Origin of the sequence: Pseudoalteromonas sp. McH1-42, from assembly GCF_022347845.1 — a bacterium.
Taxonomy (GTDB): Bacteria; Pseudomonadota; Gammaproteobacteria; order Enterobacterales; family Alteromonadaceae; genus Pseudoalteromonas; species Pseudoalteromonas rubra_D.
This window is the reverse complement of record NZ_JAKRFU010000011.1, coordinates 96,521-123,217: the sequence shown is the minus strand read 5'-3', so window position 1 is coordinate 123,217 and position 26,697 is coordinate 96,521. Positions and strand designations below refer to the sequence as shown.

The window sequence follows — 26,697 nt, the reverse complement described above, 5'->3', positions numbered from 1 at the left end:
AATCATCAGATCCACACACTGAAAATTGGAGTTGTTATTGTCTTTCAGAGATTGGGAATACAACCGCGCACAGATGCGCGCGGTTGGTGCTTAATAAAATTAAGCTTCAGCGATCACGATTACTTTGATAGCTGTTGTCACGTCAGTGTGAAGCTGGATAGTTACGTCGAACTCACCTGTCTCACGGATAGTACCGGTAGGCAGACGAACTTCTGACTTAGCAACTTCAAGACCTACTGCAGTGATAGCATCGGCGATATCGCGAGTACCGATAGAACCGAATAGCTTACCTTCGTCACCCGCTTTAGAAACCAGAGTCACTTCAGCAAGTGCTTCTAGTTTTTCAGCGCGCGCTTGTGCAGCAGTTAGCTCTTCAGCGATTTTCGCTTCAAGCTCAGCACGACGTGCTTCGAAAGTTTCGATGTTAGCTTTAGTTGCAGGAACTGCCTTGCCCTTAGGGAAAAGGAAGTTACGTGCGAAACCAGATTTAACTGAAACCTGGTCACCTAGGCCACCTAGGTTTGCGATCTTGTCTAGTAGAATAACTTGCATGTCTCTACACCTTTTAAAAACTGTTAATCAGCTGCTTACTTGTGTAAGTCAGTGTACGGAAGAAGGGCTAGGTAGCGAGCACGCTTGATAGCAGTTGCTAGCTGACGCTGGTATTTAGCGCTAGTACCTGTGATACGGCTAGGTACGATTTTGCCACTTTCAGTTACATAGTTTTTAAGAGTAGCCAGATCTTTGTAATCGATTTGTTGTACGCCTTCCGCTTTGAAACGGCAGAACTTACGACGTCTGAAATAACGTGCCATGAGTAAATTTCCTCAATTAATTCTTTCAATATGTTGTGCATGTAATACAAGTTGACTCAAGCCACTGCGACTTTCGTGTCGGTTTAAAAAACCGCGTACCTGTAAGGTCTGCCCAACGTATAAATGCTCTAGTTGAGTCCGGAACTGCTGTCCGCTGGCAACCACCTGAATACGTACATAACTGTTACGATTTAGGTCGGCTTCTACCTGCATCGATTTATGTTCTAAAACAAAAATACAATGCGCGATGCCGGCGGGGCTTTGACTGTACTTAGGTGGCTTACAGACCGTGCCAGATAATACCAGCTGGTTTGTATACAGTTCAGACTGAGTGCTCACCAAACTACCAGGTCAATTCCGAATCAATAACGATTAAGCAGTTGCTGCTTCTTTTTTCTCTTCTTTAGCAAGAGGAGACGCTTCAGTTACAGCGTTCTTAGTACGCATAACCAGGTTACGAAGCACTGCATCGTTGTAGCGGAAAGAAGTTTCAAGCTCGCTGATTACTTCAGTAGGTGCTTCAACGTTCAACAGAACATAGTGTGCTTTGTGAAGCTTTTCGATTGGGTAAGCCAGTTGACGACGGCCCCAGTCTTCTAGACGGTGGATTTTACCGCCAGCTTCTGTGATGGCACCAGTATAACGCTCGATCATACCAGGTACTTGCTCACTTTGGTCTGGGTGAACCATGAATACGATTTCGTAATGACGCATGGATATTCCTTACGGTTAATATAGCCTTGTCCCGTTTCGGCCAGTCGGGGTAAGGCAAGGAACTAAAGTTAGTTAGGCCGAAAGAGCGCGTATTTTACGTGCCGCGCTAAAAATAAGCAATCAGTTTATCTCTGAAAATTGGTGGAATAAGATTTAAAGTTGAGTGAGTAAGTCAGAATGAAAAAATAAGGGTAAAATGAAGGTCGAAAACGAGAGGAAAGTTGGAGCGGCACACGAGGTTCGAACTCGTGACCTCGACCTTGGCAAGGTCGCGCTCTACCAGCTGAGCTAGTGCCGCATCACAATGTAGCTCTTAGTTTCCCGCTGGGCGCAACTTTGAGGTCGCGTCTAACGTTTAGCAGCTGAGCCAGTGCCGCATCACAATGTAGCTCTTAGTTTCTCGCTGGGCGTAACCTTGAGGTCTCGTCTAACGTTTAGCAGCTGAGCTAGTGCCGCTTCATAATAAAGTATCTAGTTTATACACCTGAAGAAGTGTTGGAGCGGCACACGAGGTTCGAACTCGTGACCTCGACCTTGGCAAGGTCGCGCTCTACCAGCTGAGCTAGTGCCGCATCACAATAAATACTCGTTTTTAATCAGTTGAGTAAACTGCTTATAGATTGGAGCGGCACACGAGGTTCGAACTCGTGACCTCGACCTTGGCAAGGTCGCGCTCTACCAGCTGAGCTAGTGCCGCATCACCATAAGTACTCTTTTTTAGTCAGTTGAGTAAACTGATTGTAGATTGGAGCGGCACACGAGGTTCGAACTCGTGACCTCGACCTTGGCAAGGTCGCGCTCTACCAGCTGAGCTAGTGCCGCTTCATAAGTTATGGAATATTAAAACGCTGGTGCGCGACGGGTCGCGTTTAACGTTTTAGCAGCTGAGCCAGTGCCGCATTCCACAATTGCTCGATTGTTTTAAACACTGGAGCACGACGGGTCGCGTCTAACGTTTTAGCAGCTGAGCTAGTTCTGCTTTACAATACAACGCCCCAGAGACAAATAAGCTTTGCCGTCTTGAGCGGGGCAGGATTCTACAAGATAGAAAAAGCATTGCAAGTACTTTTTCTAAATTTTTTAAAGATTGAAGAATTTTTGCTGATAGACCTTCAACTCCATAATGGAGTCTTTAATGTCGTCCAGAGCCAGGTGAGAGCTCTTTTTGTGGATCCCGTTCAACAGCTCAGGCTTCCAGCGACGTGCCAGCTCTTTAATCGTGCTAACGTCCAGGTTGCGGTAGTGGAAGTATTCTTCCAGCTCAGGCATGTATTTATTGAGAAAACGACGGTCCTGACCAATCGAATTACCACACATAGGCGATTTGCCCGGCGGCACCCATTGCTTCAGGAAGTCCAAGGTTTGTTTGATTGCATCAGATTCAGAATGAGAACTGGCCTTACAACGCGCAGTCAGGCCTGAGCGGCCATGCTGGTTTGTACACCATTCATCCATATTATCAAGTAATTCATCACTTTGATGGATAGCAATTACAGGTCCCTCAGCCAGTACATTAAGATCACAGTCTGTGATCACAGTGGCAATTTCGAGGATCCTATCTGTTTTAGGTTCCAGACCCGTCATTTCTAAGTCGAGCCAGATCAGGTTTGATTCATGAAAAGACATACACTACCTAACGGTACTTTCCTTTAGATCCAATGCAATTAGATATATCATATTAGCTTCATCACTCGACCAAAAGCTTTTTTTTACAAAGCGGGGCAATTTATTGAGTTATAGTCCATGATTGGCCTGTATACCACTCGATAGCAATAAATCGTGTCGCGAGTTTATTAGATATGGCAAAACGCAAAAAACTCAGTAAAGGCCAATCCAGACGGATCAGTGCCAATCATCAAAAACGCTTGCATAAAGCGAAACAACAATCCGACACTCAGGTAAACTGGCAAACAGACAATCTGGGCCCCACAGAACCCGCCGTGGTGATCAGTCGCTTTGGGCAACATGCCGATGTCGAGTGCGAAAATGGCGACGTGCTACGCTGCAATATCCGCCGTACCGTCACCAGCTTAGTGTGTGGTGACGAAGTGATTTTCCGTCGCGCCAAAGTGAGCGAAGGCGATTTGGCCGGCGTCATAGAAGCCGTCGAGCCTCGACGCTCTCAGCTTACCCGTCCGGATTTTTATGATGGCGTTAAGGTGGTGGCAGCCAATATAGATCAGATTTTAATGGTGTCCGCCGTGGTGCCTGAATTTACCCCACAGATCATTGACCGTTACCTGGTCGCCTGTGAAGACATGGGTATTGAACCAATTCTGTTGCTCAACAAGGTTGATCTGCTCGATGACGAAGGCCTCGACTATGTCGATGAAGTCTTGGATATCTATCGCGACTTAGGCTACCGCGTCTTACTGGTCAGTAACAAGACAGGCGAAGGGATCGATGAACTCAAAGCCCTGCTAACCGATAAGAACAATATCTTCGTTGGTCAGTCTGGGGTCGGGAAATCAACACTGGTCAATACGGTACTGCCTGATGCAGCCATCCTGACCCAGGAAGTGTCTGAAAACAGTGGCCTGGGTCAGCACACCACAACCGTCTCTAAACTGCATCATTTACCTAGTGGCGGTAACCTGATCGACAGCCCGGGGATCCGTGAGTTTGGTCTGTGGCACCTCGAAGTAGAACGCGTTACCTGGTGCTTTAAAGAGTTCCGTGAGTTTATCGGTGGCTGCCGTTTTCGAGACTGCAAACACCTCAACGATCCTGGTTGTCTGATCCTGGAAGCGGTTGACGAAGGCAAAATAAGCGAACTGCGCTTCGACAGCTATCACCGCATTCTGGAGTCGATGGCAGATGGCCGTGCAGGTGCGCGCGCGCCAAGAGTTTGATACTATCTTCAAAATTTTTTCAGGAATAATAAAAGTGAACTTGGATAAACTAAAAATTGCCCTGCAATATGCTTTACCCAAACATGCCGTATCACGTTTGGTGGGAAAACTGGCAGCAGCCGAAGCGGGTGCACTGACAACCACCTTAATTAAACTGTTTATCAAACAATACAAGATAGACATGAGTGAAGCGCTGCATGAAGATCCAGCTCACTATAAAACCTTTAATGAATTCTTTACTCGCCCGCTCAAGCCGGGGATCCGCCCGCTTGCTGAGGAAACCAGCATCGTGGCACACCCGGTTGACGGCGCCATCAGCCAGCTGGGCGATGTAGTAGATGGTCAGATCATTCAGGCTAAGGGTCATGACTACAGCCTGCAAACCCTACTGGGTGGCAAAGAGTCAGACGTAGCGCCGTATCTGGGTGGTAAATTTGCCACTATTTACCTGGCACCCAAAGACTATCACCGTATTCATATGCCCCTTGATGGTACGCTGAAAAAGATGATCTACGTACCTGGCGATCTGTTCTCTGTAAACCCTTTGACAGCACAAAACGTCCCGAACCTGTTTGCACGTAACGAGCGCGTTGTGGCCATCTTCGATACTGAAATCGGTCCCCTTGCCATGGTGTTGGTGGGCGCAACCATAGTCGCCAGCATTGAGACCATCTGGGCAGGCACTGTCACTCCACCCGCAGGCAAAGACGTCTTCAGCTGGGATTACCCGGCCGAGGGTGATAACGCCGTTAAGCTGAAAAAAGGCGACGAAATGGGTCGCTTTAAGCTGGGCTCCACGGTGATCCTGGCCTGGGGAGAAGATAAAGCCGACTTCCTCGCAAACCAGTTGCCAGAAACAGTCACCCGCATGGGCACGCCATTCGCGACCATTCGTGAATAACCCCACCCAAATAAGACACTAAAAAGCCCGCGCATGCGGGCTTTTTAGTGTCAGAGTACCAAGATATGAGTGCTAAACTGAACGTTAAGGACATCCAATCAGCGTACACACAGACCAGACGCACGAACCAGCCGGGCCTGTATAGCAAGGCGCAAGTACCGACACCCCACCAGCAACTTTAGGGGTTTCCTGCGGGTTTATCTCACGTCTTTGCGAGCTTAATTGTTTGAGGTTCTTTTTAGAGAGTGTGATTTTCATAATGTTTCCTTATTGATGAATAAATCGACAATACGAAAACACATTAGCATGACAGGATTAGCAGCACACCGTACATGCGGGATCTTTTTCCAGTGCAAATTGCCTCTGCTGCAAACTTAACGCATCAACCACTATCATCTCACTCGCCTTGTCTGGTACACCAGAGACAATCAAACTGACCGCTTTCATAGCCTGCATAGAGCCAATCATGCCAAGCAATGGGCTGACTACGCCGGCATTCTGACAATTTAATTCGGTAGATTCTGGCGACTCAGGGAAGACGCAATGATAGCAAGGAGACGATGCTCTGAAGTCAAACGTCATAAACTGTCCCTGAGTGCCCAGCGCTGCGCCAGAGATAAGTACTTTACGTTCACGCAGGCAATACTGATTCAGTAAGTAGCGCGTGGCGAAATTATCGCTGCAATCGAGGATCCAGTCACTGTCTTGCAAAACCGAGTCTATATTGCTCGTGTCGAGCTTCAATGACAGTGGGATAAGTGAAATTTGATTATTCAGACTCGCTAAGACTTTTCCTGCTGCTTTTGCTTTTGACTGGCCAATGTGATTAATCTTATACAAAATCTGCCTTTGCAAATTCGACAATTCAACCGCATCATCATCACAAAAGGTCAACTGACCAACACCGCTTGCCGCTAAGTAAAATAGCGCAGGGCTTCCCAGGCCACCACACCCAATTACGGCCACTCGGGCCGCTTTGAGCCGCATCTGGCCAGCTTCAGATACTGCATTGAGGAGCAAATGACGACTGTACCTAAGCCGCTCTTTGTCATTGAGCTCTGTACTCATGATTCGCCCGTGGCCCGTTTCAGGTCAATAATCGCTTGCCTGTGGTCACTGGCCTCTGTAATGGCACGCACCACCGCGACGCTCCCGACCCCCGTCGCAGCGACCTGAGGAGCACGAGTCAGGTCGATCCCCCCAATAGCCACTGTAGGGTACGTCTCACGCATCAGGGGCACAAAATGTCTAAGCTTCTCCAGCCCCTGGATCTGACCTGTCATGTCTTTCGTCGTCGTAGGGTATATTGCCCCAAACGCCAGATAGCTGGGTCGGTAGTTATGAGCGCGTAGCATTTCGTAAAAACCATGTGTTGATACCCCAAGACGTAAACCCGCCTGTTGAATGGCAACCAGGTTAGCCGAATCCAAATCTTCCTGACCAAGATGGACACCATAAGCTCCGTGGCGAATGGCCAGTTCCCAATGGTCATTGATAAAAACCCGACCCTGATACTTATCCCCCAAGGTGATCGCACACTGTATGTCTTCTTCCAGCGTAGTTTCGTCAGCCTGTTTAATTCTGAGTTGCACGGTTTTCACGCCCTCAGCCAGACATTTTTCCACCCAGTCTACAGAATCAACAACAGCATAGAGCCCCAACTCTTCTCCCACCGGAGCAAAGCCTGCGGCAAAGTTAAACTCTTCGCTAACCGCAAACTCCAGCTCATCGCCCAGCCAGCTGCCCGCCTCTATGACCTGGGGAAAATCGCTGATCTGCTCGGGGAACCCGGCGTGGGCCAGTGGCCCCCTGCCCTCACCAAATCGTTGTGCTACTTTCAACCCCTGATTGATGTAAGCTTTGGCCAGAATAAAGGCATCTTTAATAGGGTAACCTTTCGCCAGACATGCAGCGACAGAGGATGCAAAGCTACAACCAGTGCCATGACTATGTGGTGTTTGTATCGCCTCATTCCCAAGCCAATACTCCTCGCCCTCGCTCCAGCAATAATCTATACAGTAACCGTTAGGGTAATCCCAGTGACCCCCTTTAATAATCACCGATTTCACCCCAAGCTCCCTCAGTTTACGGGCAGCGTCCCTGACTGCGTCTGGGCCAATCAGATATACTCCAGTCAGTACTTGTGTTTCCTGCGTATTGGGCGTGATCACGTCAACCAGTGGCAAGAGGTACTTTTTCAGCGCATCCAGGGTATCTTCTTCGGTCAGCGCATCGCCACTGGATGCAATGGCAACAGGATCAAAAACCACCACAGGCGGTCTTTCCCAGCGGCTTTTGTACTGTGCCAAGTGCTCTGCAACCAACTGGATCTGCGTACTATTAGCGAGCATGCCAATCTTAATCACAGTCGCTTTTAAGTCAGCTTCGAGCGCCAGCAACTGAGATTCCAGTACTTCACTGGACACCGCGTTAATTTCCTCTACCGCGAGACTATTTTGCGCCGTCAGTGCGGTTACGGCCGTGCAGGTTTGCACACCAAAGCTGTGCATAGCTTTCACATCAGCCTGTATGCCTGCTCCCCCACCCGAGTCCGACCCTGCAATGGTCCATACCAGTTCAGCCACAATTACTCCTACTTATTCTGTTGAACAGGGGCGCATGATTAAGTGCAATACGCCACACAGTCTTCATGACACGTAAACGTGTGTTTAATTCTGATGCCAAAAAGGCATACCCATTGTCGGGGTAGAAGGCGCCGCCACCTCTTTCTCAGGCATCGCCTGCGCCACATAGGCAGCACGCCCGGCAACCACAGCATGATGAAAGGCGCTGGCCATAGTCACAGGACACCCGGCACCTGCAATGGCCGAATTTAGCAACACGGCGTCATAGCCCAGCTCCAACGCCTGAACGGCATGAGATGGCAAGCCCAGTCCCGCATCGACAATCAGGGTATGGTCAGGCAGACGCTCACGAATGGTTTGCAAATTATAAGGATTAAGTAAGCCTTTACCGGTACCTATGGGAGCACCCCAGGGCATCAGAACTTCACACCCCAGATCCGCCAGACGCTGACACACCACTAAATCATCGGTGCAGTAGGGCAGCACTTTAAACCCTTGCTTTATTAAAATCTCGGTTGCTTCGAGCAACGCAATCGGATCTGGTTGTAAATTGTATTCATCCCCGATGAGTTCCAATTTTATCCAGTCAGTGGCAAACACTTCGCGGCACATTTGCGCCAGTGTCACCACTTCTTTAACACTGTGACACCCGGCAGTGTTCGGCAATACCCGCAAACCAGTATCCTTGATCAATTGCCAGAAATCATCCCCCGCTGACACAGAATTTTGTCGCCGTAAAGAAACCGTCACGATTTGCGCCCGGGAAGCCAGCAAACTTTGCTGCATCACCTCCGGCGAGGGATAAAGTGCAGAGCCTATCAACAATCGACTGTCAAACTGCTCTCCATAAACCGTGAAAGGCTTATCAGTCTGCATCATCAGCCTCCCTGAATAGGCGATAACAACTCAATGCTGTCACCTTCTTGCAATCGCTGCTCTGCCAACCCGCTGCGCGGTACAAACTGGCCATTGAGCGCAACCGCGTAGGGTGCTTGCGCCCCCTGTGCTTCAATTACCTCTAACAGAGAGTGTGGCTGCGACAACGTGAGTGCCTGACCATTGTAACTAATATTCATAATACCCCTTGTTGTAACGCTTGTTGCACCACAGCAGGTGCCAGCAAAAAGCCATGTCGATACAGACCATTAATTCGGATCACATTGTCTGTAACACTGATTTGTGGGCGATTGTCTTTATATGCTGGGCGTAACCCTGCACGTAATGACATCACACGCCCCTCGGCAAAACCACTGTGCACCGTATAAGCCGCCGATAACAACTCCAGCGTCGAACGTACTGTGATATCGCCCCGATCCTGAGACTCAATTTCGGTGGCACCTATCACAAATTCATGGTTTGGCTTAGGCGCAATATAGAGTGGATAACGCGGATGCATAAGACGTACTGGGCGTTGTAAGTTCACCTCAGGCGCATAAATGCGTGCAACTTCCCCCCGCACGCCACGCAACCCTGGGCTCTGCGCTTTTGCGTCTAACCCGCGGCAATCGATGATCCAGTCAAACGCCTCACCATTCACACGGCCCTGTTCAATCTGTGCATCAGCCCCCTCATGAAAGCACATGCCCATGTTCTGTAATGTGCCGAGGCTCGCCGCAAAGAATGCCAGATTATCGAGTTGACCTTCACAGGGTAAATACAAACCCTGATGAAATCGACCAGCTAACTCAGGCTCTAACGCGCCAATGCCACGGCCATCCAGGCTTTGTGCCTGATGACCAGCCAGAGGCTTAAGACGACGCTGAAAACTCAGTAAATCACCCCGGTCTTGCTGATGTGCAACAATCACTGTCCCCTGCTGCTGAAAAAATACCGGCGTATCAAGTTTGGCCAGCAACTCAGGCCATAAGGCCATCGCTTCTAAACCCAGCTCCGCCAGATCTTGCTCACAAATCACAGATTCAGCCATGGGGGCGAGCATGGCCGCAGCTAAAGTTCCGACGCTGGAAGGCGCCGAGACCGGATCACGTTCAAAGATACTCAGGTGAAAGTGCTCTGCCAACATCAAGGCAGCAACCCGACCGATCAGGCCAAAACCGACGATGGCAACACGCGGTTTATTTGTCTGGGACATCTTGCCTCCATGCGGGCCCAAATGGGCCCGCCGTCTTCAATCACAGTGCTTTATGGTAAAGCTCTGAGCCCGTCTCTTTGAACTCACGTGATTTATTTTTCATTTCGGCTTCCACATCGATCATTTTTATCGCGATGGCTTCGCCCGCATTGTTTGGATCTATGCCCTCAGCTTCCAGCTGCTTAGCATAGTCACGTACATCCTGAGTGATCTTCATTGAGCAGAATTTAGGACCACACATAGAGCAGAAATGCGCGACTTTACCCGATTCCTGCGGTAGTGTTTCATCGTGATAAGACAGCGCGCGTTCCGGGTCCAGACTCAAATTGAACTGATCGTGCCAGCGGAACTCAAAACGCGCTTTAGACAAGGCGTTGTCACGAATTTGAGCGCCAGGGTGACCTTTTGCCAGATCCGCTGCATGCGCCGCAATCTTGTAAGTGATCAGACCCTCTTTCACGTCTTCTTTATTTGGCAGACCCAAATGTTCCTTCGGCGTCACATAACACAGCATCGCCGTACCGTACCAGGCAATTTGCGCCGCACCGATACCCGAAGTGAAATGATCATAACCTGGTGCAATATCTGTGGTCAGTGGGCCAAGGGTGTAAAAAGGCGCTTCATGACAATGCTTTAATTGCTCATCCATGTTTTCTTTGATCAAGTGCATAGGGACATGGCCCGGGCCTTCAATGAACACTTGTACGTCGTGTTTCCAGGCGATCGTTGTCAGCTCACCTAAGGTGCGTAACTCAGACAGTTGCGCTTCGTCATTGGCGTCGGCGATTGATCCCGGGCGTAAACCATCTCCCAGAGAGAAACAGACATCGTACTGTTTCATGATTTCACAAATGTCTTCAAAGTGCGTGTACAGGAAGTTTTCTTTATGGTGCGCCAAACACCATTTCGCCATGATAGAACCGCCACGTGACACAATACCTGTGACACGCTTAGCCGTCATGGGCACATACCGTAGCAATACACCCGCGTGGATTGTGAAGTAATCCACGCCCTGCTCTGCCTGCTCAATCAGAGTATCGCGGAAAATCTCCCAGGTCAGATCTTCAGCCACCCCATTCACTTTTTCAAGCGCCTGGTAAATCGGTACTGTGCCGATAGGCACAGGTGAGTTACGCACTACCCACTCACGGGTTTCATGAATATAACGTCCAGTAGACAGGTCCATCACAGTATCTGCACCCCAGCGTGTTGACCACACCAGCTTTTCTACTTCTTCTTCAATAGAAGAAGTCACCGACGAGTTACCTATGTTGGCATTCACCTTCACCAGGAAGTTACGACCCACAATCATCGGCTCTGTTTCAGGGTGATTGATATTGTTTGGCAAGATGGCGCGACCACGAGCGATCTCAGAGCGGACAAACTCCGGGGTAATGAAATCCGGGATCTCCGCACCAAAAGACTGACCTTTGTGCTGCTGCGCCAATAACTCTTCACGGATCTTGGCACGCCCCATATTTTCACGGATCGCAACATATTCCATTTCCGGAGTCACAATGCCACGACGCGCATAGTGCATTTGCGTAACGTTTTGCCCGGGTTTAGCGCGGCGTATTTTAGGCAAATTTTCAAAACGAATATGGTCTAACCCTTCATCTGCCATACGCTGCTGAGAAAATTGCGAAGTGACCGACTCCAGCACCTCTGTATCATCCCGGTCCAAAATCCACTGTTCGCGGAATTTCGGCAACCCCGTGCGCACATCCAGCTTAAATTCAGGATCGGTATAAGGGCCCGATGTATCGTAAACACGAACCGGCTCATTCTGCTCATAGATCGGATCTTCTTCGGTGCCACCAATAAAAGAATCGCTCAGGGTAATTTCGCGCATTCCGACGCGTACACCCGCCTGCTCGCCATCAACATAAACTTTCTCGGAATTGGGAAAGGGTTGTCCGGTAAGGTTGTAAATAAAATCCGACGCGGCCTCGCGTGACTCACGACGTGATAACTTGCTACTGTTGTTTGACATGACATGCCTCATTATTAAGTTAAGGTGTCTTGTCAGAACTCCACAAAGGGAGCGAGAAGGGTCCAAACCAAATTCACAGCAGTGAATACTGTGTGCTGGTTTCATTCAGTGGAGCATGTTGGCACAGGCACAACATGGCTGGCAACCTAGATATCTTGCGATATACCAACTTAGGTAGCTTGTTCCCTACGCAGGCATTAACCTGATCAGGTCCACGGATCCCGCAATACTGCGATCTCAGCCCAGATGGGCACTCCGACAAGTAACGAACTGTGAAAAAGTGTACTGAATCGCGCCTAGTTAGTCAAAGGCTCTGCGTCCAGCACTTTAAATTGCCAGATCTTCTGGCCTTGCAGGTGTAGCTTGCTATTCTGGATGGTGACGGTCACGCCCTGCTGTAACATCTCCAGAAACTGCGTTTCCTGCGCATCCAGCACATCGCCACATGACTTACGGGTCATACCTAACTGAGCCAATTTGAGTACATCCGACTCAATGTTGCCCTCAGCAAAAAACCGATTGCAACCCGCAAAACCAACTACCTGTAAAGCATCGAGAAATTCGATTTCAATGGCAGCAGCATCTGCAACACTGTTTCCATCAACCTGAGTTAACTGCCAGTGAGAGTGCTTAAGCTGTTCCCTGGTTACCTTCCCTGTACTGGAACATGCCATCAATATTACGCACATTAGGCATAAAAAAATGGAAATTTTCATGGTAAACCAACCGCTTAAAATATGATTAATATTATAACGTCAGGCGGTATGGAAAAGGCAGTAAAAATCTGTAATTTTCTGCCTTTTTAGTAAAAAAATCAGCCAAAAAGCTGATCAATTTCCTGAGGTAGGAACGGACGCCCTCGTTCATTCACCGATGTACCAGTAACAATGGCATCCAGCATGAGTTTATCGTCCTCGGCACGGACAATACGCTGAACAAATGCAAACTTCAGTTTGCTCACGCGCAGTGTTTCAACTTCAACGTAAAAAGCATCGCCCGGTTTCAACGAGTCCTTATAATTCATTTCAGATCGGATCACCACCAGATTGATTTTTTGCTCTGCCAGCGCCGCGAAATCAATACCATTGGCAATCAAAAATTCATGTCTGGCGTGCTCCAGATAATTAAAATACACACTGTTATTCACAATGCCCTGCAAATCACATTCGTAATCCCTGACTTTGAAATCAAGCTTAAATGTCATGGCTTTTCCTCTTCACTAAGTTGCCGAATTTATAACACATATTAACTGTTAACTGGTCGGGCTTTTGCTACACTGTGCGCAATTAAAAATGGAACAAGATAAGACATGAAGCTTAAACTTTCTCTGCTTAGCACTAGCCTGTTGGCTGCCCTGTCATACCAAGCCGTGGCTGACGAATCACGCACAACCGCGCCCCTTGAAACCATTGAAGTCACCGGCGACTTTCAAACAGAATCTCTACAAACACTGAGTGCCAGTGCCAGTGTGATGGGTGAAGTTGAAGTGACCCATCGCGGCGCCAGTTATCTCGATGAGCTACTGAACAGCACAGCAAACGTTAACTTTACCGCCGGTGCATCGCGCGGCCGCTTTGTGCAGATCCGGGGGGTTGGCCTGCGCTCTCAGTTTGTCGATCCAATCACCCCCAGTGTTGGCATGCTGGTCGATGGCATTAATTACTCTGGCCTGGGTGGCAGTGCTCTGCTATTCGATATTGATCAGGTCACTCTGTACCGCGGCCCTCAGGGCACACGCTTTGGTGCCGATGCAATGGGCGGGATCATTGATCTTCAATCTCATGCCCCAACAGAAGATACTGCACTTAAACTACGTGTCGGCGCAGGGAATTATAATAGCTACGAAGCGGGTCTGGCCGCAGGTACTGGATTAACAGACAACACGGCCGCCCGTGTCAGCCTGTACCAACGAGGCTCAGACGGGTATGTCGATAACCTCTATTTGAACAAACCGACTCAGGATCAACAGGAACAACTGGCACGTCTTAAACTAAATAGCCAGCTAACAGAGGCTCTGGCTGTGAACCTGGCTGTGCATCACATTGATATTAATAATGGCTACGACGGATTCACGTTAGACAATACACGTAATAGCGTGGCCAACCAACCAGGTAAAGACACACAAAACAGTGACGCCTTTGCACTCAGTGCACTTTATACGGGCCTGAGCGCCTTTGATATAGAAGTTCAGGGGACTGGATTACAAGCAGATACCGAGTATAGCTACGACGAAGATTGGACGTGCCATGACGCAACCCAGGCTCAACTCTGCGCTGCAGGGTTACACCCTGATCACTATGTCAGCTTCGACAGTTATCTGCGCGATCATGAACGCGGCAGCCTGGAAGTTAAACTCAAAGACAAACAAGGCGACTGGGTTCTTGGTGCCTACGCACAGCGTCGTGACGTTGACTTAGATCGCAATAACGCATCGTTTAAGTCTAGCTATGATGTCTCCAGCCAGGCATTATTTGGCCAGAAAGTCACACATCTGAATGAGCAAACCCGCTTAATTACAGGATTACGGGTTGAGCGCTACGACAGTGAATACCTCGATTCCAACGGCTTTAATATCGAACAAGATGAAACCATGGTCGGCGGCAAGCTGGCACTGGAGTATCAGGTTGTCCCACGTACTATGATCTACACAAGCCTGAGTCGCGGTTATAAAGTCGGTGGTGCCAATGGCGAAGCACTGGCAAAAGCCAAAGATGATGGTTTTAGCATTCCTGCCTCAGCATTTTCTTTTGAACCAGAATATCTGTGGAATGCAGAGTTTGGTGTGAAAGGCCAGTCTGAAGATAAAAAACACACGCTGGCAGTCACCGCCTTCTACATGGAACGCGAAGACATGCAGCTTAAGCAATGGCAAATCGATGGTGTACAGTTTGCCGGTTTCATCAGTAATGCAGGTAAAGGTGAGAACTATGGTCTGGAAATCGAAGGCCAACGCCTGATCACTGATCAGCTGACGCTGAACTACAGTTTGGGTTATCTGGATACTAAAATTGAAGACTTTATCACCACAGCAGGTGATAACTTTGACGGCCGTGAGCAAGCACAGGCACCCAAGTATCAATACGCGTTCGCAGCAGACTACAGCATCCTGGAAAACCTAGTGGTCACGCTGGGCCTGGAAGGGAAAGATGATTATTTCTTCTCGGACAGCCACAATGAGCAAGCACCGAGCCAAAACCTGATCAATGCCAGTGTGAGTTATTATGGTGAACAATGGTCATTGACTGCCTGGGGACGTAATCTGGCCGATCGCGACGTGCCCGTCAGAGGATTTTACTTTGGTAATGATCCACGTGATGGCTACACAGCACGAAACTATGTTCAGTATGGTGAGCCTCGGGTATTTGGCCTGACATTCACATACGATCTGTAAGCCTAATAAAAAAGGCGCTCGATGAGCGCCTTTTTTATTAGTATCTATTCATTACTCTGGCAGGTTGCGGCCGTAGAATACTTCCTGTATTTCGCGATTCAGACGCTCACGGATCTGCTCTTCTTCTTCAGTATTCAGGTCATCCGTCGTGATGCCGAATAAATAAGTATTCAGATCGGTTTCCTTTAGCATCATCTTAGTGTGGAACAGGTTTTCCTGATACACATTCACATCCACCATGTGATACGCCTCTTTGGTGTCTTCCGTCATGTAATTCTGGATAGAGTGGATCGCATGGTCTATGTAATGTTTTACGCCATTCACATCGCGGGTAAAACCACGTACACGATAGTCGATAGTCACCACATCTGACTCCAACTTGTGGATCAGGAAGTTTAGCGCCTTAAGCGGAGAAATAATGCCACAGGTCGATACTTCGATATCAGCACGGAACGTACAAATGCCATCGTGCGGGTGTGCTTCAGGATAGGTGTGCACACAGATATGGCTTTTATCCAAGTGCGCAACAACCGAATCCGGTAACGGACCAGGCGCTTCATTGCTGTCGAATGTCTGCTGTTCCACTGGCTCTTCCGATACCAAAATGGTGACACTCGCCCCCTGAGGATCATAATCCTGACGTGCAATATTCAGTACATTGGCACCAATGATATCGACAACATCGCGCAGAATGTCGGTCAGACGATCGGCACTATACTGTTCATCGATGTATTCCAGATATTCTTTTCGCTGCTGCTCGGTCTTTGCATAGCAAATATCATAGATACTAAAGCTTAAACTCTTAGTTAAGTTGTTAAAGCCATGGAGTTTAATTTTATCAAAGGGCTTGTTCACGATAGACCCACCTTAAAACGTGAAAATCTGCGCTGCAGAAATAAAAGTTCGCGGATTTTATACGAAAATAGCGTCTCGAAAAAGCACTATTTTGCGCTGTTTTCAACCACCTCATGGCTATGGGTAATTTCTACTGCTTTTTCAAGCATTAAGGCCACAGAACAGTACTTCTCAGCAGACAATTGCACGGCGCGTGCTAGGTGCTTTTCAGACACATTATTGCCAGTCACTACAAAGTGTAGATTGATCTTTGTAAATACTCTAGGTGCGCTCTCAGCGCGCTCAGCCGTCAGCTCCACAGTGACATCACTGACATCCTGCTTGGCTTTTTTCAGGATACTCACCACGTCCACCGATGAGCAACAACCTGCCGACATCAACACCATTTCCATCGGGCTGGGTGCAGCACTCTCAGCACCGGCATCAAAAACCACGTTATGACCAGAATGAGAACGCCCAATAAAGGTATCGCCATCAACCCACTTCACACTTGCTTGCATGTTTATTATTCCTCTAGTTCCTAAAACTAATAACACCGCCATAAGGCGGTGTTATCTTTACTACCTGACAGCCAAAACGGTGTCAGTTAATTGCATTATCGAACAGATTTTTCACCAACCCGGCGAATTCTTCAATAAATTCTCTTTGTTCTTCGGTTACGCGCTGCTCAGTGACGCTGGAGAGTACTTCCTGCAAATCATATACGATGCCGTCAACTTCTCTGACAATCAGGCTACGTTGTTCGGTCGTCAATCCGGTCTGTTGCTCACAGAGGCGGATCACGTGTTCAGCAATCACATCTTCTATTAACTCCAACACCTTAGGTGCATTGGCTTTCACCACACCCGGCTTCTCAAACAAGGCTAAGTGTTGCGTTAGGTACATGACTAACTCATCGTATCCTTGTTTATCTAAAACCATATATTGCCCACCTGAATGTATCAATGACATCTCCTATTGATTTAAGCAGAAACTAGTTTTGATTGCTACTTTTGATATTTGCTGACCAACAAAAAAGCAGCCAAGTTTTACGCTAGGCTGCTTTTTCCAATACTAAAGAGTGAGAATCTAACGATAATCCACCTTAGCAATTAAGGGGGCTCTCACCATTTAGGATTTTACTCGATTGTCAGGCCCGGACTCAAGGTACCTGGCAAAGTTACTTTGTCTAGTTCTACCGAAGCCACAGGGTATGCACAGTAATCTGCTGCATAATAAGCACTTGCTCTGTGGTTACCAGATGCGCCGATACCACCAAACGGTGCTGCGCTTGAAGCCCCCGTGATAGGACGGTTCCAGTTAACAATACCAGCACGACTGCGACGTAGGAAGTGCTCGTAATCCGCCTGATTATCACCCAGTAGACCAGCAGACAGACCAAAACTGGTGTCGTTGGCCTTTTCAATCGCCGCATCAAAGTCGCTGTAACGGAAAACCTTCAGCAACGGACCAAAGTGCTCATCATCCGGGAAGTCTGTTACTTTGCTACATTCAATGATACCAGGTGTTACAAAACCTGTACCTTCAGTATGTGTCAGCTCAAGCAGAACCTCACCACCAAGCTCAACCAACTGTTGTTGTGCTGCAACCATACCAGCAGCGGCGTTGTTAGAGATCATAGAGCCCATGAACGGCTGATCTTCAGCATCATAGTTACCAATCTTAATCGCTTTGGTCGCTTTAAGCAGTTGCGCCAGGATCACATCACCCTGTTCACCTTCAGGCAGGAACAGTTTGCGCGCACAAGTACAACGCTGACCACTTGAGATAAATGCCGACTGGATGATGTCATGTACAGCTGCTTTGGTATCAGCCACATCTTTAACGATCAGTGGGTTGTTACCACCCATTTCCAGTGCCAGGATTTTGCCTGGCTGACCTGCGTACTGCTCGTGCAGCAGGTGACCGGTGCGAGAAGAGCCGGTGAAGAACAAGCCATCGATGCCTTTGTGCGACGCCAATGCTTTACCCGTTTCAACTTCACCCTGTACCAGGTTAACGACACCCTTTGGCAGACCCGCCTGTTCCCATAGCTTCAATGTCAGCTCTGCAACATAAGGCGTCAGTTCTGATGGCTTGAAGATCACGGTGTTACCTGCAAGCAATGCTGGAACGATATGGCCATTAGGCAGATGGCCCGGGAAGTTATAAGGACCAAAAACAGCAACCACACCATGGGCTTTGTGACGAATCACAGCGCGGCCCACTGGCATTGGGTTTTCAACCACACCAGTACGCTCATGGTAGGCTTTTTCAGAAATGGCAATTTTACCAACCATGGCACCCGCTTCAGTACGCGTTTCCCACAATGGCTTACCTGTTTCCTGAGCAATGGCGACAGCCAGGGCTTCACTGTTTTCTTTCAGTAGTTCAGCAAAACGCTTAACCACGACCAGACGCTCTTCAAACGCCAGTTCGCTCCAGGTATAGAAAGCTTCACGTGCGGCTTTAACGGCGCTATCAACTTGCGCTGCGGTTGCCGCGTTTGCACGCCAGATCTCTTCGTTGTTTGCCGGGTTTACCGAAGCAAACGCTGCGCCTTCACCTAAGCGCCACTCACCATTGATAAACTGTGCTGCGTGTGTTGTCATAATTCTTTCCCAATTAAAGAGTTGCAATACTAACGGTATCACCGTCAGCGATCTGAAGGGCCTTAGCTACCGCACCAGGGATGGCAACTTCCGTTGCTTTTTCTGGTAGCGCTAACGTCAGCGCCGTCGCACGATATCCCGCTAGTTTATCATTAGCTATCATCACGGGGGAACCTTCTGCGTCGATCTTAACCTGATCATCAATGCGTACAATGTACTTACGGACTTCACGCACGGTACGGATATTGTCGACTTTGGCCTCTACGGTTGGACCGGCATCGAAAATATCGACATAACCATTAAAGGTAAAACCTTCGCTCTTGAGCAGTTCAATTGCCGGACGAGTATTGTCGTGTACTTCACCTACAACTGACTGGGCTTCTTTGCTCAGCAGATTGACATAGATTGGGTACTTAGGCATCAACTCGGCAATGAATACTTTCTGTCCAATGCCAGTCAGGTAGTCCGCCGTTGGGAAGTCCATTGAGAAGAAGTGCTCTTCCAGCCACTGCCAGAATGGGCTGTCGCCATTTTCATCAGAGACACCACGCATCTCAGCAATCACCGTTTCTGCAAAGCGATCACGATGCTGATTGATAAACATAAAGCGTGACTTTGACAATAATTTGCCATTTAATCCGCGACGATATTTATCGCGCAGGAATAATGTACACAACTCAGTGGCACCGGTGTAATCATTACACAGGGTTAGAATATCCACTGCTTTGTAAACATTCAAAGTCCGCGATGAGTGGATCACTTTACTTAAGTGGTAGTGATAGAAGGCATCATCAAGACCCACAGCGGCTTCGATGGCACTGGTGCCAACGACTTCGCCTGTTTCACTGTCTTCAAGTACAAATAAGTAGCCTTCATCAAAAGGCACATCTGTTTCTTTAGCAAATGAAGCAACTGAACGTTCGATCTTGTTTTGCAGCAATTCTTCATTGACCGGCAATGAAGTAAAGCCATGCCCCGACTCCTGGGCAATGTTCAAAAGCGCTGAATAATCGCTTTTCTGGATTGGGCGAAGGATCATCATGAGCCCGCTTACTCCTCAAAAAATGTAGATAGCTGAGTCGCACATATAAGTGCGACCCACATGTCACCGACTGAAATTAGGCGTTGTTTGCAACCACACGCGCTACAGCCGCTTCAAAGCGTGCCATACCTTCACGGATATCCGCATCAGGGATCACCAAAGACGGCGTGAAACGCACAACATTGGCACCAGCAACCAAAGACATGACGCCTTGATTAATACCTTCAACCAGGAACTCTTTTGCTTTACCCTGATACTTGTCGTTCAGTACGCCACCCAGTAGCAAACCTTTACCACGGATCTCGCTGAATACCTGATGCTTCTCGTTGATGTCGTTTAATAGCTCACGGAACAAGGCTTCTTTTTCTTTCACGCCATTCAGTACTTCCGGTGTATTTACCGTGTCCAGCGCAGCTTCTGCAACCGCACATGCCAGCGGGTTACCGCCATAGGTAGAACCGTGTGTACCAATTTTAAGATGCTCTGCAATCTCTGCGGTTGTGATCATTGCGCCAATAGGGAAACCACCACCCAGCGCTTTTGCCGTTGTCAGGATGTCAGGCGTTACACCTAGTCCCTGATAAGCATATAAGTCACCAGTACGGCCAACACCCGTTTGTACTTCATCAAAGATCAACAATGCGTTGTGCTTGTCACACAGTGCACGTACACCCTTCACAAAGTCTGCTTCCGGAGAAATGATACCGCCTTCACCCTGTAGAGGCTCCATCATAACGGCACAAGTGTTGTCCGAAATCAGCGCTTCCAGAGCTGCCAGATCATTGTAGTCACTGTGTACAACATCGCCCGGCTTAGGACCGAAACCATCAGAATACGCAGCCTGACCACCGACAGTCACAGTGAAGAAAGTACGGCCATGGAAGCCTTTGTTGAAGGCGATAATTTGTGATTTTTGCTCACCGAATTTGTCCAAAGCCCAACGACGCGCCAGTTTTAAAGCGGCTTCGTTTGCTTCTGCACCAGAGTTTGCAAAATAAACTTTGTCTGCGAAGGTCGCATCAGTCAGTTTTTTCGCCAGACGAAGTGCCGGCTCATTGGTCATTACGTTAGACAGGTGCCAGATTTTCTCGCCCTGCTCTTTCAGCGCTGCAACCAGTGCCGGGTGACAATGACCCAGACAATTTACTGCGATACCGCCCGCGAAATCGATGTATTCTTTGTCATTTTGGTCCCATACGCGCGCACCTTCACCCTTAACCGGGATTACTGCAGAAGGTGAATAGTTAGGCACCATTACCTGATCGAAAAGTTCACGATTGATAGTCATTTTGATTCCTCATTTTGGTGAGTACAGCACTCAACCGGGGCAGGCAGTGATACATGAAATCTCAGCGACAGCGATGTAAAAGACCTGAATTTTTCCCAATTGGTGCAAAATTCATACGCTCATTATTTCAAAAAAAAGCGCATTTGTCTCATATTAAACACCGTGCTAGCCCTTTATATTCAAGGGATTAGTATATAATTTCATTCTCAGTGAATAACTATTAAGGCGCTTAAAATTAACGCCCCTATAACTTCAAGGTGTTTGCTGAGATCCCCCGCTTACCTGAGATGAATGAATAAGCGGGAAAAAAGTGTGGCTTTTTTTACAGGATAGTCAATTGTAGGCTTTGCAGTGCTGTTTTTGACAGCAGATCTTGCTCTTCGCGGGTGAGTTGGTTGAAGGCAAGCCAATCTTTGGCTTCATCCGCTTCTAATAAATGGGTATCTTTTAGGACCTGATACTGCGCATAGCAATAGGCTTTACGCACTACCTGAGTAAGAGGTAATTGATCGGCAGCATGATTATTCGCCTTTGGCAGATAGCTTTGCGCAAACTCTTCAATAGCGGCATTGAACGGCAGGTAACGAAACTCCATGCGCTCAATCAGATACTGAGACACGGTAGCGGAGTGCTCCAGCAGTAAGTTACGCAGGAACAGCGGATCCGGCTCCAAACCAACCAGAGCGGTATGCAAGTCTTTTTGTTTTTTATCACGGGCAATCTTTACTTTACCCTGCCAGACCCGCTCAAAGGTACGCAAATATAGCCGCGTCAGGGCAATTTTGCCGACATCCAACAACATACCCAGCGTAAACGCATGTTGCTCTTTTACGCCATACAACGGGGCCAGGGTTTTAGCCGCAATGGAGGTTGCCATACTCATATCACGCAACTTGCGCTTTAGTAATGGAAAAGGTTCGGTTGAATGAGGCATCCAATGGCGTACTGCAAATGTGGGGATCACCATTTGCAAGTTTTCCAGTCCCAGATATCTTAACGCCAATGCCGGTGTATCAACCTTCACGGCTGTGCCTTTCGCACTCTTTTTACGGTATTGAGGGAGATTCACCAAAGACACCAGATCTCGGCCCATCCAGGATAAGTCATTAACCAATGGCTCCAAGCGTCCGACAGATGCCGACTTCACAGCCAGAATGTCTAATACCGTTGGCACCGCCTCTTGAATACCCACCACTTCATGATAAATCGTATCTAAATCTTCCAGCTGGGTATTAATGGCGGTTTCGATGACCTGATGCAGATGGGTGCTGGCTTTGGCAATATACTTATGATGACTGGTACTGCGCTCCTGGCGTTTGGCGGCCGCAGCAAGCTCGACCTCAAGCATTGTGCGTTGTGGTATCCGCTCGCCAAAATTCATATCAAAGGTATGAATGTAGCCGATCTGCTGCTGCGCAAAATTGTGGCTAATTAGTACATCATGGGCACGCTCTGCCAGCGCTTGTGCGATCCTAAGTTGCCTAATGTCATCTGTCATCAATTATGTTCTTTTCCGGTATTGTCGGGGGTTACTTTTCTAAGGTTAGAAGCGACTTATAAAGTTATCAAGTAGCCGCAGACCATGCTCGGTCAGAATGGCCTCAGGGTGAAATTGGACACCTTCCAACGCCCGCTCAGTATGGCATAAGCCCATGATTTCATCTAGTTCACCCGAACTATTTTGCGTCCAGGCTGTCACCTCAAGAGCGTCTGGCAGACTTGCTTGTTGCACAACCAAAGAGTGGTACCGACAAACCTCAAAGCGTGCAGGTAACCCGTTGAATGAACCCCGCTGATTATGCACCAGCGTTGAGGTTTTACCATGCATAACTTGCCTGGCACGCACGACGCGTGCCCCCAGAGCCTGAGCAATCGTTTGATGCCCCAGGCAGATACCCAGAATGGGGATCTGCCCTTGAAACGCATCAACGACCGACAGAGACACACCCGCTTCGTTAGGCGAACAAGGGCCAGGAGAAATTACAATATGATCCGGGTTTAGTGCGCGAATGTCAGAGATCGACAGCGCATCATTGCGATGCACCACAACCTCCTGGTCAAGGCGTTGAAAATATTGCACCAAATTGAACGTAAAAGAATCATAATTGTCTATCATAAGTAGCATACTGCGCTATCCTTGTGATGTCGTATTAAAGCGGTTTAAATCTGATTATATCATGCCAGTAAGCCGGATCAGGTTACTGACCCGGTGCTTTGGTCGTTGCCTGTACCTGACTCTCTTTTTGATAACCTGACGCCCCTTTAACGATATATCTGAGTTGCCAGATCAACCGCTCGGTCAACTCGGCTCGTTGCTGCGCATCCTGATCTAACGCCTCCGCGCCTGAACTGAAGACCAAGGTCACCATGGCTTCTGCCTGCATATAAGCATGACTGGCATCACACGGTGTTTCGGTCTCCAGATAATGTGACAACTCCATGATGAAATGTTTGATCTCTCTGGCGACAGCAGCCCTGAACGCCGGGGACGTGCCAGAGCGTTCGCGCAACAGCAATCGAAACTGGTTACTGGAAGTTTCTATGAATTCCATAAAGGTAAGTACCGAAGTGTGGATCACGCTCCCGCCACCCTTAGCGATTCTGCGCCGAGCCTGACGCATCAGCTGGCGCAGGGTCAGGCCAGCTTCATCCACCATTGTCAGCCCCAGCTCATTCATGTCTTTAAAGTGACGATAAAAGGAGGTCGGCGCAATCCCCGCCTCTCGGGCAACTTCACGCAAACTAAGATTGGTAAAGCTATGCTCAGCACTGAGCTGATTAAACGCTGCCTCAATCAACGCCTGGCGCGTTTTTTGTTTTTGCTGGGCACGAACACCTGACATGGACGCTATTCCTATAATTTATTAGCTCAGATCGACAATAGTGGGAGTCTAATACTTGACGACGCAAGTTTGAAATACTATTTTAGCGTACAAGTGTACGCTGAGATTTAAAAAATGAAAAAACCCCCGTTATTGTGGACTAATGTCTTATTCTTTAGTCTGTCCTTTCTTGCTGCCATTACTTTAGTTCCCTGGTATGGGTTCGAATATGGATACAGTGCAACACACTGGATTGCGTTTGTCGGGTGTATGTTTTACGCCGGCATGTCGATCACCGCAGGTTATCATCGCCTGTGGGCCCACAAGGCCTATGACGTTCACCCTGTTATGCAGGTATTCTTTGCACTGGGCGGTGCCTTTGCGTTGCAAAATAGCGCACTGCACTGGAGCAGTGACCACCGCATTCACCACGGTCAGGTCGACGATCCAATCAAAGACCCCTATGCCGCAACACGAGGCTTCTGGTACAGCCATATCGGCTGGATGCTCAGAGACTATCAGGGAGACAGCTACGGTGACTACAGCAATGCCCGCGACTTACAACGCAACAAAATCGTGATGTGGCAACACAAGCACTACCTGAAGCTGGTGTTACTTACCAATATCGGCATTCCACTGCTGCTGGGCTTGATGCTGGGCGACATCATCGGGATGCTATTATTAGCCGGTGTGCTACGGCTCGTGCTCAGCCAGCACTTTACTTTCTTTATCAATTCGCTGGCACACATCTGGGGAAAACGCCCTTACACCGAGAAAAATACCGCTCGAGACAATGGTTTTCTGGCCCTGCTTACTTATGGTGAAGGCTATCACAATTTCCACCATATCTTTGCCAGCGATTATCGCAATGGCATTCGCTGGTATCATTATGATCCAACCAAGTGGATGATCCGGGGTCTTTCTTATCTTGGTCTGGCCAGCAAGCTGAAGCGAACGCCTATTGAACGGATAGAAAAAGCCAAGGCAGAAACCTTATTAAATAAGACTAAAGTTACCCTAGCGAAATTGCCTTTGGCGCAGGATAAGCTTACATTGTTACAACAAGAGTATGATTTATTGCTGAAAAAACTTCAGCACTTCTGTGCCGTGCAAAAGCAGGTACTGGAAACGAAAAAGCATGCCATGCGTGAGCAATGCGAGCAATCGGCCCTGTTAAAACAGTATCAAGAACTAGAACAGGCCTGGGAAGCGCAAAAACAGGCATGGCTGGCATTAAACTCGAGGTTGTTAAAGGGCGCCACCAGCTAACCCAATAACGGCCTCACAAGTCATTATGTAAGGTGAGGCCGTGAGTAAAAAAACCGCCACAAAAACCCCCAATCAAAGCGCATCATACCAGTATGATGCGATCATCATTGGCACAGGCCCCGGCGGCGAAGGGGCTGCCATGAATCTCTCCAAAAGCAATCGTAAAGTCGCCGTGATTGAGCGACAAAAAGATGTCGGGGGTGGCTGCGTACATTGGGGAACTATCCCTTCCAAAGCACTGCGTCACTCTGTCAGCCGTTTGATTGAGTACAAATCGAACCCACTGTTTCGGTTCAGCGAACGCCCGCAACGTCTGACGTTTCAGGACATTCTGCATCATGCCAGTAATGTGATCAGCAAACAGTCAAGCCTGCGCTCAAGCTTCTACGACCGCAACCGCATCCACCTCTATCAGGGCGATGCAACTTTTGTCGATGCACACACAATCCGGGTCCAACATCATGACGGTTCGCAGGAACTACTGACTGCGCAGACCATTGTCATTGCCACGGGCTCTCGTCCGTATCGTCCACCTGGCGTCGATTTCGCTCATCCGCGCGTCTATGACAGTGATACGATTTTAGATTTAACACATAACCCACAGCGCGTACTGGTTTACGGTGCCGGGGTCATTGGTTGTGAGTACGCATCTATATTTAAGGGCTTAGGTGCCAAAGTTGACCTTATCAATACCCGTGATCGACTGCTGTCGTTTATGGACGATGAAATCTCCGATGCACTGAGCTACCACTTCTGGAACAGTGGTATCGTGATCCGACACAATGAAGAGTTTGCCAAGGTTGAAACCCAGGACACGGGCGTTGTGCTGCATCTTCAATCGGGTAAAAAGGTTAAAGCCGACTGCATTTTGTGGGCCAACGGAAGAACTGGTAATACCGATTCACTCAATCTGGATGCCATTGGCCTCAAAGCAGACAGCCGCGGCCAGCTCAAAGTCAATGAGCATTACCAGACAGAAATAGACAATGTATACGCCGTGGGTGACGTGATTGGGTATCCCAGCCTGGCCAGTGCCGCCTTTGATCAGGGTCGCATTGCGGCGCATGCGATTGTGCACGGTAAGTGCGATGATCGCCTGATCACTGATATCCCAACTGGTATTTACACCATTCCGGAAATGAGCTCAGTGGGCAAAACCGAACAACAGCTGACGGCAGCCAAAATCCCATACGAAGTGGGCCGAGCACAATTCAAACACCTGGCACGCTCGCAGATCACAGGTACTGAAGTTGGTTCACTGAAGCTGCTTTTTCATGCTGAAAGCAAAGAGATACTCGGAATACACTGTTTTGGCGAGCGGGCCTCCGAGATCATTCACATTGGTCAGGCCATTATGGAACAAAAAGGCAAAGGCAATAATGTTGAGTACTTCGTCAACACCACCTTTAACTACCCCACCATGGCCGAAGCATACCGGGTTGCCGCACTCAACGGATTGAACCGTTTATGTGACTAACCCGACCCAG

28 protein-coding genes, 4 tRNA genes and 1 riboswitch are annotated in these 26,697 nt (G+C 48.5%); of the genes, 5 read left to right on the top strand and 27 right to left on the bottom strand.

The genetic code is table 11. From position 1 onward, the window contains the following. Positions 1 to 99: 99 nt before the first annotated feature. From rplI to orn, 9 genes are all read right to left on the bottom strand, one after another. Complete coding sequence (gene rplI, locus MHN31_RS11465) at positions 100 to 552, bottom strand: 50S ribosomal protein L9 (RefSeq protein WP_010386264.1); 453 nt, start codon at positions 550 to 552, stop codon at positions 100 to 102. 35 nt (positions 553 to 587) lie between these two features. Further along, complete coding sequence (gene rpsR / locus MHN31_RS11460) at positions 588 to 815, bottom strand: 30S ribosomal protein S18 (protein WP_010386263.1); 228 nt, start codon at positions 813 to 815, stop codon at positions 588 to 590. Between the two features lie 12 nt (positions 816 to 827). After that, on the bottom strand, positions 828 to 1,157 hold the full coding sequence (gene priB / locus MHN31_RS11455) for a primosomal replication protein N (protein WP_125563136.1): 330 nt from the start codon (positions 1,155 to 1,157) through the stop codon (positions 828 to 830). A 30-nt stretch (positions 1,158 to 1,187) separates the two neighbouring features. Further along, positions 1,188 to 1,529: a 30S ribosomal protein S6 gene (gene rpsF / locus MHN31_RS11450; protein ID WP_010386261.1), complete on the bottom strand. Its 342-nt coding sequence runs from the start codon at positions 1,527 to 1,529 to the stop codon at positions 1,188 to 1,190. 222 nt (positions 1,530 to 1,751) lie between these two features. Continuing rightward, positions 1,752 to 1,827 (bottom strand) — tRNA-Gly (locus MHN31_RS11445). Positions 1,828 to 2,025: 198 nt separating this feature from the next. Continuing rightward, a tRNA-Gly gene (locus MHN31_RS11440) sits at positions 2,026 to 2,101 on the bottom strand. A 49-nt stretch (positions 2,102 to 2,150) separates the two neighbouring features. Beyond that, positions 2,151 to 2,226, bottom strand: a tRNA-Gly gene (locus MHN31_RS11435). A 49-nt stretch (positions 2,227 to 2,275) separates the two neighbouring features. Beyond that, positions 2,276 to 2,351: transfer RNA gene (locus MHN31_RS11430), tRNA-Gly, on the bottom strand. A gap of 258 nt (positions 2,352 to 2,609) precedes the next feature. Beyond that, a complete protein-coding gene (gene orn / locus MHN31_RS11425; RefSeq protein WP_010386260.1) occupies positions 2,610 to 3,155 on the bottom strand; it encodes an oligoribonuclease in 546 nt (181 codons plus the stop codon). A 173-nt stretch (positions 3,156 to 3,328) separates the two neighbouring features. Between orn and rsgA the strand changes: the two genes are divergently transcribed. Together rsgA and asd are read left to right on the top strand one after the other, a co-directional pair. Further along, the gene (rsgA, locus tag MHN31_RS11420) at positions 3,329 to 4,381 is read left to right on the top strand and encodes a small ribosomal subunit biogenesis GTPase RsgA (RefSeq protein WP_239444312.1); all 1,053 of its coding nucleotides are present in this window, start codon (positions 3,329 to 3,331) and stop codon (positions 4,379 to 4,381) included. A 34-nt stretch (positions 4,382 to 4,415) separates the two neighbouring features. Beyond that, complete coding sequence (gene asd, locus MHN31_RS11415) at positions 4,416 to 5,282, top strand: archaetidylserine decarboxylase (RefSeq protein WP_125563132.1); 867 nt, start codon at positions 4,416 to 4,418, stop codon at positions 5,280 to 5,282. Between the two features lie 84 nt (positions 5,283 to 5,366). Here asd and MHN31_RS11410 read toward each other — a convergent pair whose 3' ends face one another. The 9 genes from MHN31_RS11410 to MHN31_RS11370 all read right to left on the bottom strand — a co-directional run bounded on the left by MHN31_RS11410 (position 5,367) and on the right by MHN31_RS11370 (position 13,156). Further along, positions 5,367 to 5,540, bottom strand: coding sequence for a hypothetical protein (locus MHN31_RS11410; protein ID WP_164517606.1), 174 nt, complete (start codon positions 5,538 to 5,540; stop codon positions 5,367 to 5,369). A 57-nt stretch (positions 5,541 to 5,597) separates the two neighbouring features. Continuing rightward, the gene (locus tag MHN31_RS11405; RefSeq protein ID WP_125563129.1) at positions 5,598 to 6,350 is read right to left on the bottom strand and encodes a HesA/MoeB/ThiF family protein; all 753 of its coding nucleotides are present in this window, start codon (positions 6,348 to 6,350) and stop codon (positions 5,598 to 5,600) included. After that, positions 6,347 to 7,867 (bottom strand): thiamine phosphate synthase, encoded by a 1,521-nt coding sequence (thiE, locus tag MHN31_RS11400; protein ID WP_239444311.1) that lies wholly within the window; start codon positions 7,865 to 7,867, stop codon positions 6,347 to 6,349. Before thiE ends, MHN31_RS11405 begins: the two co-directional genes overlap by 4 nt. Positions 7,868 to 7,951: 84 nt before the next feature. Beyond that, entirely contained in the window at positions 7,952 to 8,743 is a 792-nt protein-coding gene (locus MHN31_RS11395) for a thiazole synthase (RefSeq protein WP_125563186.1), read from the bottom strand. A 2-nt stretch (positions 8,744 to 8,745) separates the two neighbouring features. Next, positions 8,746 to 8,943: a sulfur carrier protein ThiS gene (gene thiS, locus MHN31_RS11390; RefSeq protein ID WP_125563125.1), complete on the bottom strand. Its 198-nt coding sequence runs from the start codon at positions 8,941 to 8,943 to the stop codon at positions 8,746 to 8,748. Beyond that, positions 8,940 to 9,959: an FAD-dependent oxidoreductase gene (locus tag MHN31_RS11385; protein WP_239444310.1), complete on the bottom strand. Its 1,020-nt coding sequence runs from the start codon at positions 9,957 to 9,959 to the stop codon at positions 8,940 to 8,942. The genes thiS and MHN31_RS11385 overlap by 4 nt, the downstream gene beginning before the upstream one ends. Before the next feature lie 40 nt (positions 9,960 to 9,999). Then, positions 10,000 to 11,952 carry a phosphomethylpyrimidine synthase ThiC gene (thiC, locus tag MHN31_RS11380; RefSeq protein ID WP_049864897.1) on the bottom strand — a complete coding sequence of 651 codons (1,953 nt, stop codon included), beginning with the start codon at positions 11,950 to 11,952 and terminating at the stop codon, positions 10,000 to 10,002. Between the two features lie 166 nt (positions 11,953 to 12,118). Next, positions 12,119 to 12,220: riboswitch (TPP riboswitch) on the bottom strand. A 28-nt stretch (positions 12,221 to 12,248) separates the two neighbouring features. Continuing rightward, a complete protein-coding gene (locus MHN31_RS11375) occupies positions 12,249 to 12,626 on the bottom strand; it encodes an META domain-containing protein (RefSeq protein ID WP_239444309.1) in 378 nt (125 codons plus the stop codon). A gap of 140 nt (positions 12,627 to 12,766) precedes the next feature. Continuing rightward, positions 12,767 to 13,156 (bottom strand): acyl-CoA thioesterase, encoded by a 390-nt coding sequence (locus tag MHN31_RS11370; RefSeq protein WP_125563120.1) that lies wholly within the window; start codon positions 13,154 to 13,156, stop codon positions 12,767 to 12,769. A 105-nt stretch (positions 13,157 to 13,261) separates the two neighbouring features. On the opposite strand from MHN31_RS11370, the gene MHN31_RS11365 reads away from it, so the two are divergent. Further along, entirely contained in the window at positions 13,262 to 15,343 is a 2,082-nt protein-coding gene (locus tag MHN31_RS11365; RefSeq protein ID WP_239444308.1) for a TonB-dependent receptor plug domain-containing protein, read from the top strand. Between the two features lie 51 nt (positions 15,344 to 15,394). On the opposite strand, the gene speD is transcribed toward MHN31_RS11365, so the two are convergent. From speD to fabR, 9 genes are all read right to left on the bottom strand, one after another. Continuing rightward, positions 15,395 to 16,198, bottom strand: a complete 804-nt coding sequence (gene speD, locus MHN31_RS11360) for an adenosylmethionine decarboxylase (protein ID WP_010386245.1) — start codon at positions 16,196 to 16,198, stop codon at positions 15,395 to 15,397. An 86-nt stretch (positions 16,199 to 16,284) separates the two neighbouring features. Further along, positions 16,285 to 16,698: an OsmC family protein gene (locus MHN31_RS11355; RefSeq protein WP_125563116.1), complete on the bottom strand. Its 414-nt coding sequence runs from the start codon at positions 16,696 to 16,698 to the stop codon at positions 16,285 to 16,287. A gap of 82 nt (positions 16,699 to 16,780) precedes the next feature. After that, complete coding sequence (locus MHN31_RS11350; protein ID WP_010386242.1) at positions 16,781 to 17,119, bottom strand: DUF3802 family protein; 339 nt, start codon at positions 17,117 to 17,119, stop codon at positions 16,781 to 16,783. 197 nt (positions 17,120 to 17,316) lie between these two features. After that, entirely contained in the window at positions 17,317 to 18,789 is a 1,473-nt protein-coding gene (gene astD, locus MHN31_RS11345; RefSeq protein WP_125563114.1) for a succinylglutamate-semialdehyde dehydrogenase, read from the bottom strand. Between the two features lie 13 nt (positions 18,790 to 18,802). Continuing rightward, a complete protein-coding gene (gene astA / locus MHN31_RS11340) occupies positions 18,803 to 19,831 on the bottom strand; it encodes an arginine N-succinyltransferase (RefSeq protein WP_239444307.1) in 1,029 nt (342 codons plus the stop codon). Positions 19,832 to 19,907: 76 nt separating this feature from the next. Beyond that, positions 19,908 to 21,119, bottom strand: coding sequence for an aspartate aminotransferase family protein (locus MHN31_RS11335; RefSeq protein WP_138537816.1), 1,212 nt, complete (start codon positions 21,117 to 21,119; stop codon positions 19,908 to 19,910). Between the two features lie 322 nt (positions 21,120 to 21,441). Beyond that, complete coding sequence (locus MHN31_RS11330; protein ID WP_010386238.1) at positions 21,442 to 22,617, bottom strand: HDOD domain-containing protein; 1,176 nt, start codon at positions 22,615 to 22,617, stop codon at positions 21,442 to 21,444. A 45-nt stretch (positions 22,618 to 22,662) separates the two neighbouring features. Next, positions 22,663 to 23,244: an aminodeoxychorismate/anthranilate synthase component II gene (locus tag MHN31_RS11325; RefSeq protein ID WP_125563108.1), complete on the bottom strand. Its 582-nt coding sequence runs from the start codon at positions 23,242 to 23,244 to the stop codon at positions 22,663 to 22,665. A 73-nt stretch (positions 23,245 to 23,317) separates the two neighbouring features. Beyond that, positions 23,318 to 23,962 (bottom strand): HTH-type transcriptional repressor FabR, encoded by a 645-nt coding sequence (gene fabR / locus MHN31_RS11320; protein WP_239444306.1) that lies wholly within the window; start codon positions 23,960 to 23,962, stop codon positions 23,318 to 23,320. Between the two features lie 114 nt (positions 23,963 to 24,076). On the opposite strand from fabR, the gene MHN31_RS11315 reads away from it, so the two are divergent. Together MHN31_RS11315 and sthA are read left to right on the top strand one after the other, a co-directional pair. Next, positions 24,077 to 25,210: a fatty acid desaturase gene (locus tag MHN31_RS11315; RefSeq protein WP_125563104.1), complete on the top strand. Its 1,134-nt coding sequence runs from the start codon at positions 24,077 to 24,079 to the stop codon at positions 25,208 to 25,210. A gap of 40 nt (positions 25,211 to 25,250) precedes the next feature. Next, a complete protein-coding gene (gene sthA, locus MHN31_RS11310) occupies positions 25,251 to 26,687 on the top strand; it encodes a Si-specific NAD(P)(+) transhydrogenase (RefSeq protein ID WP_125563102.1) in 1,437 nt (478 codons plus the stop codon). Positions 26,688 to 26,697 lie beyond the last annotated feature (10 nt).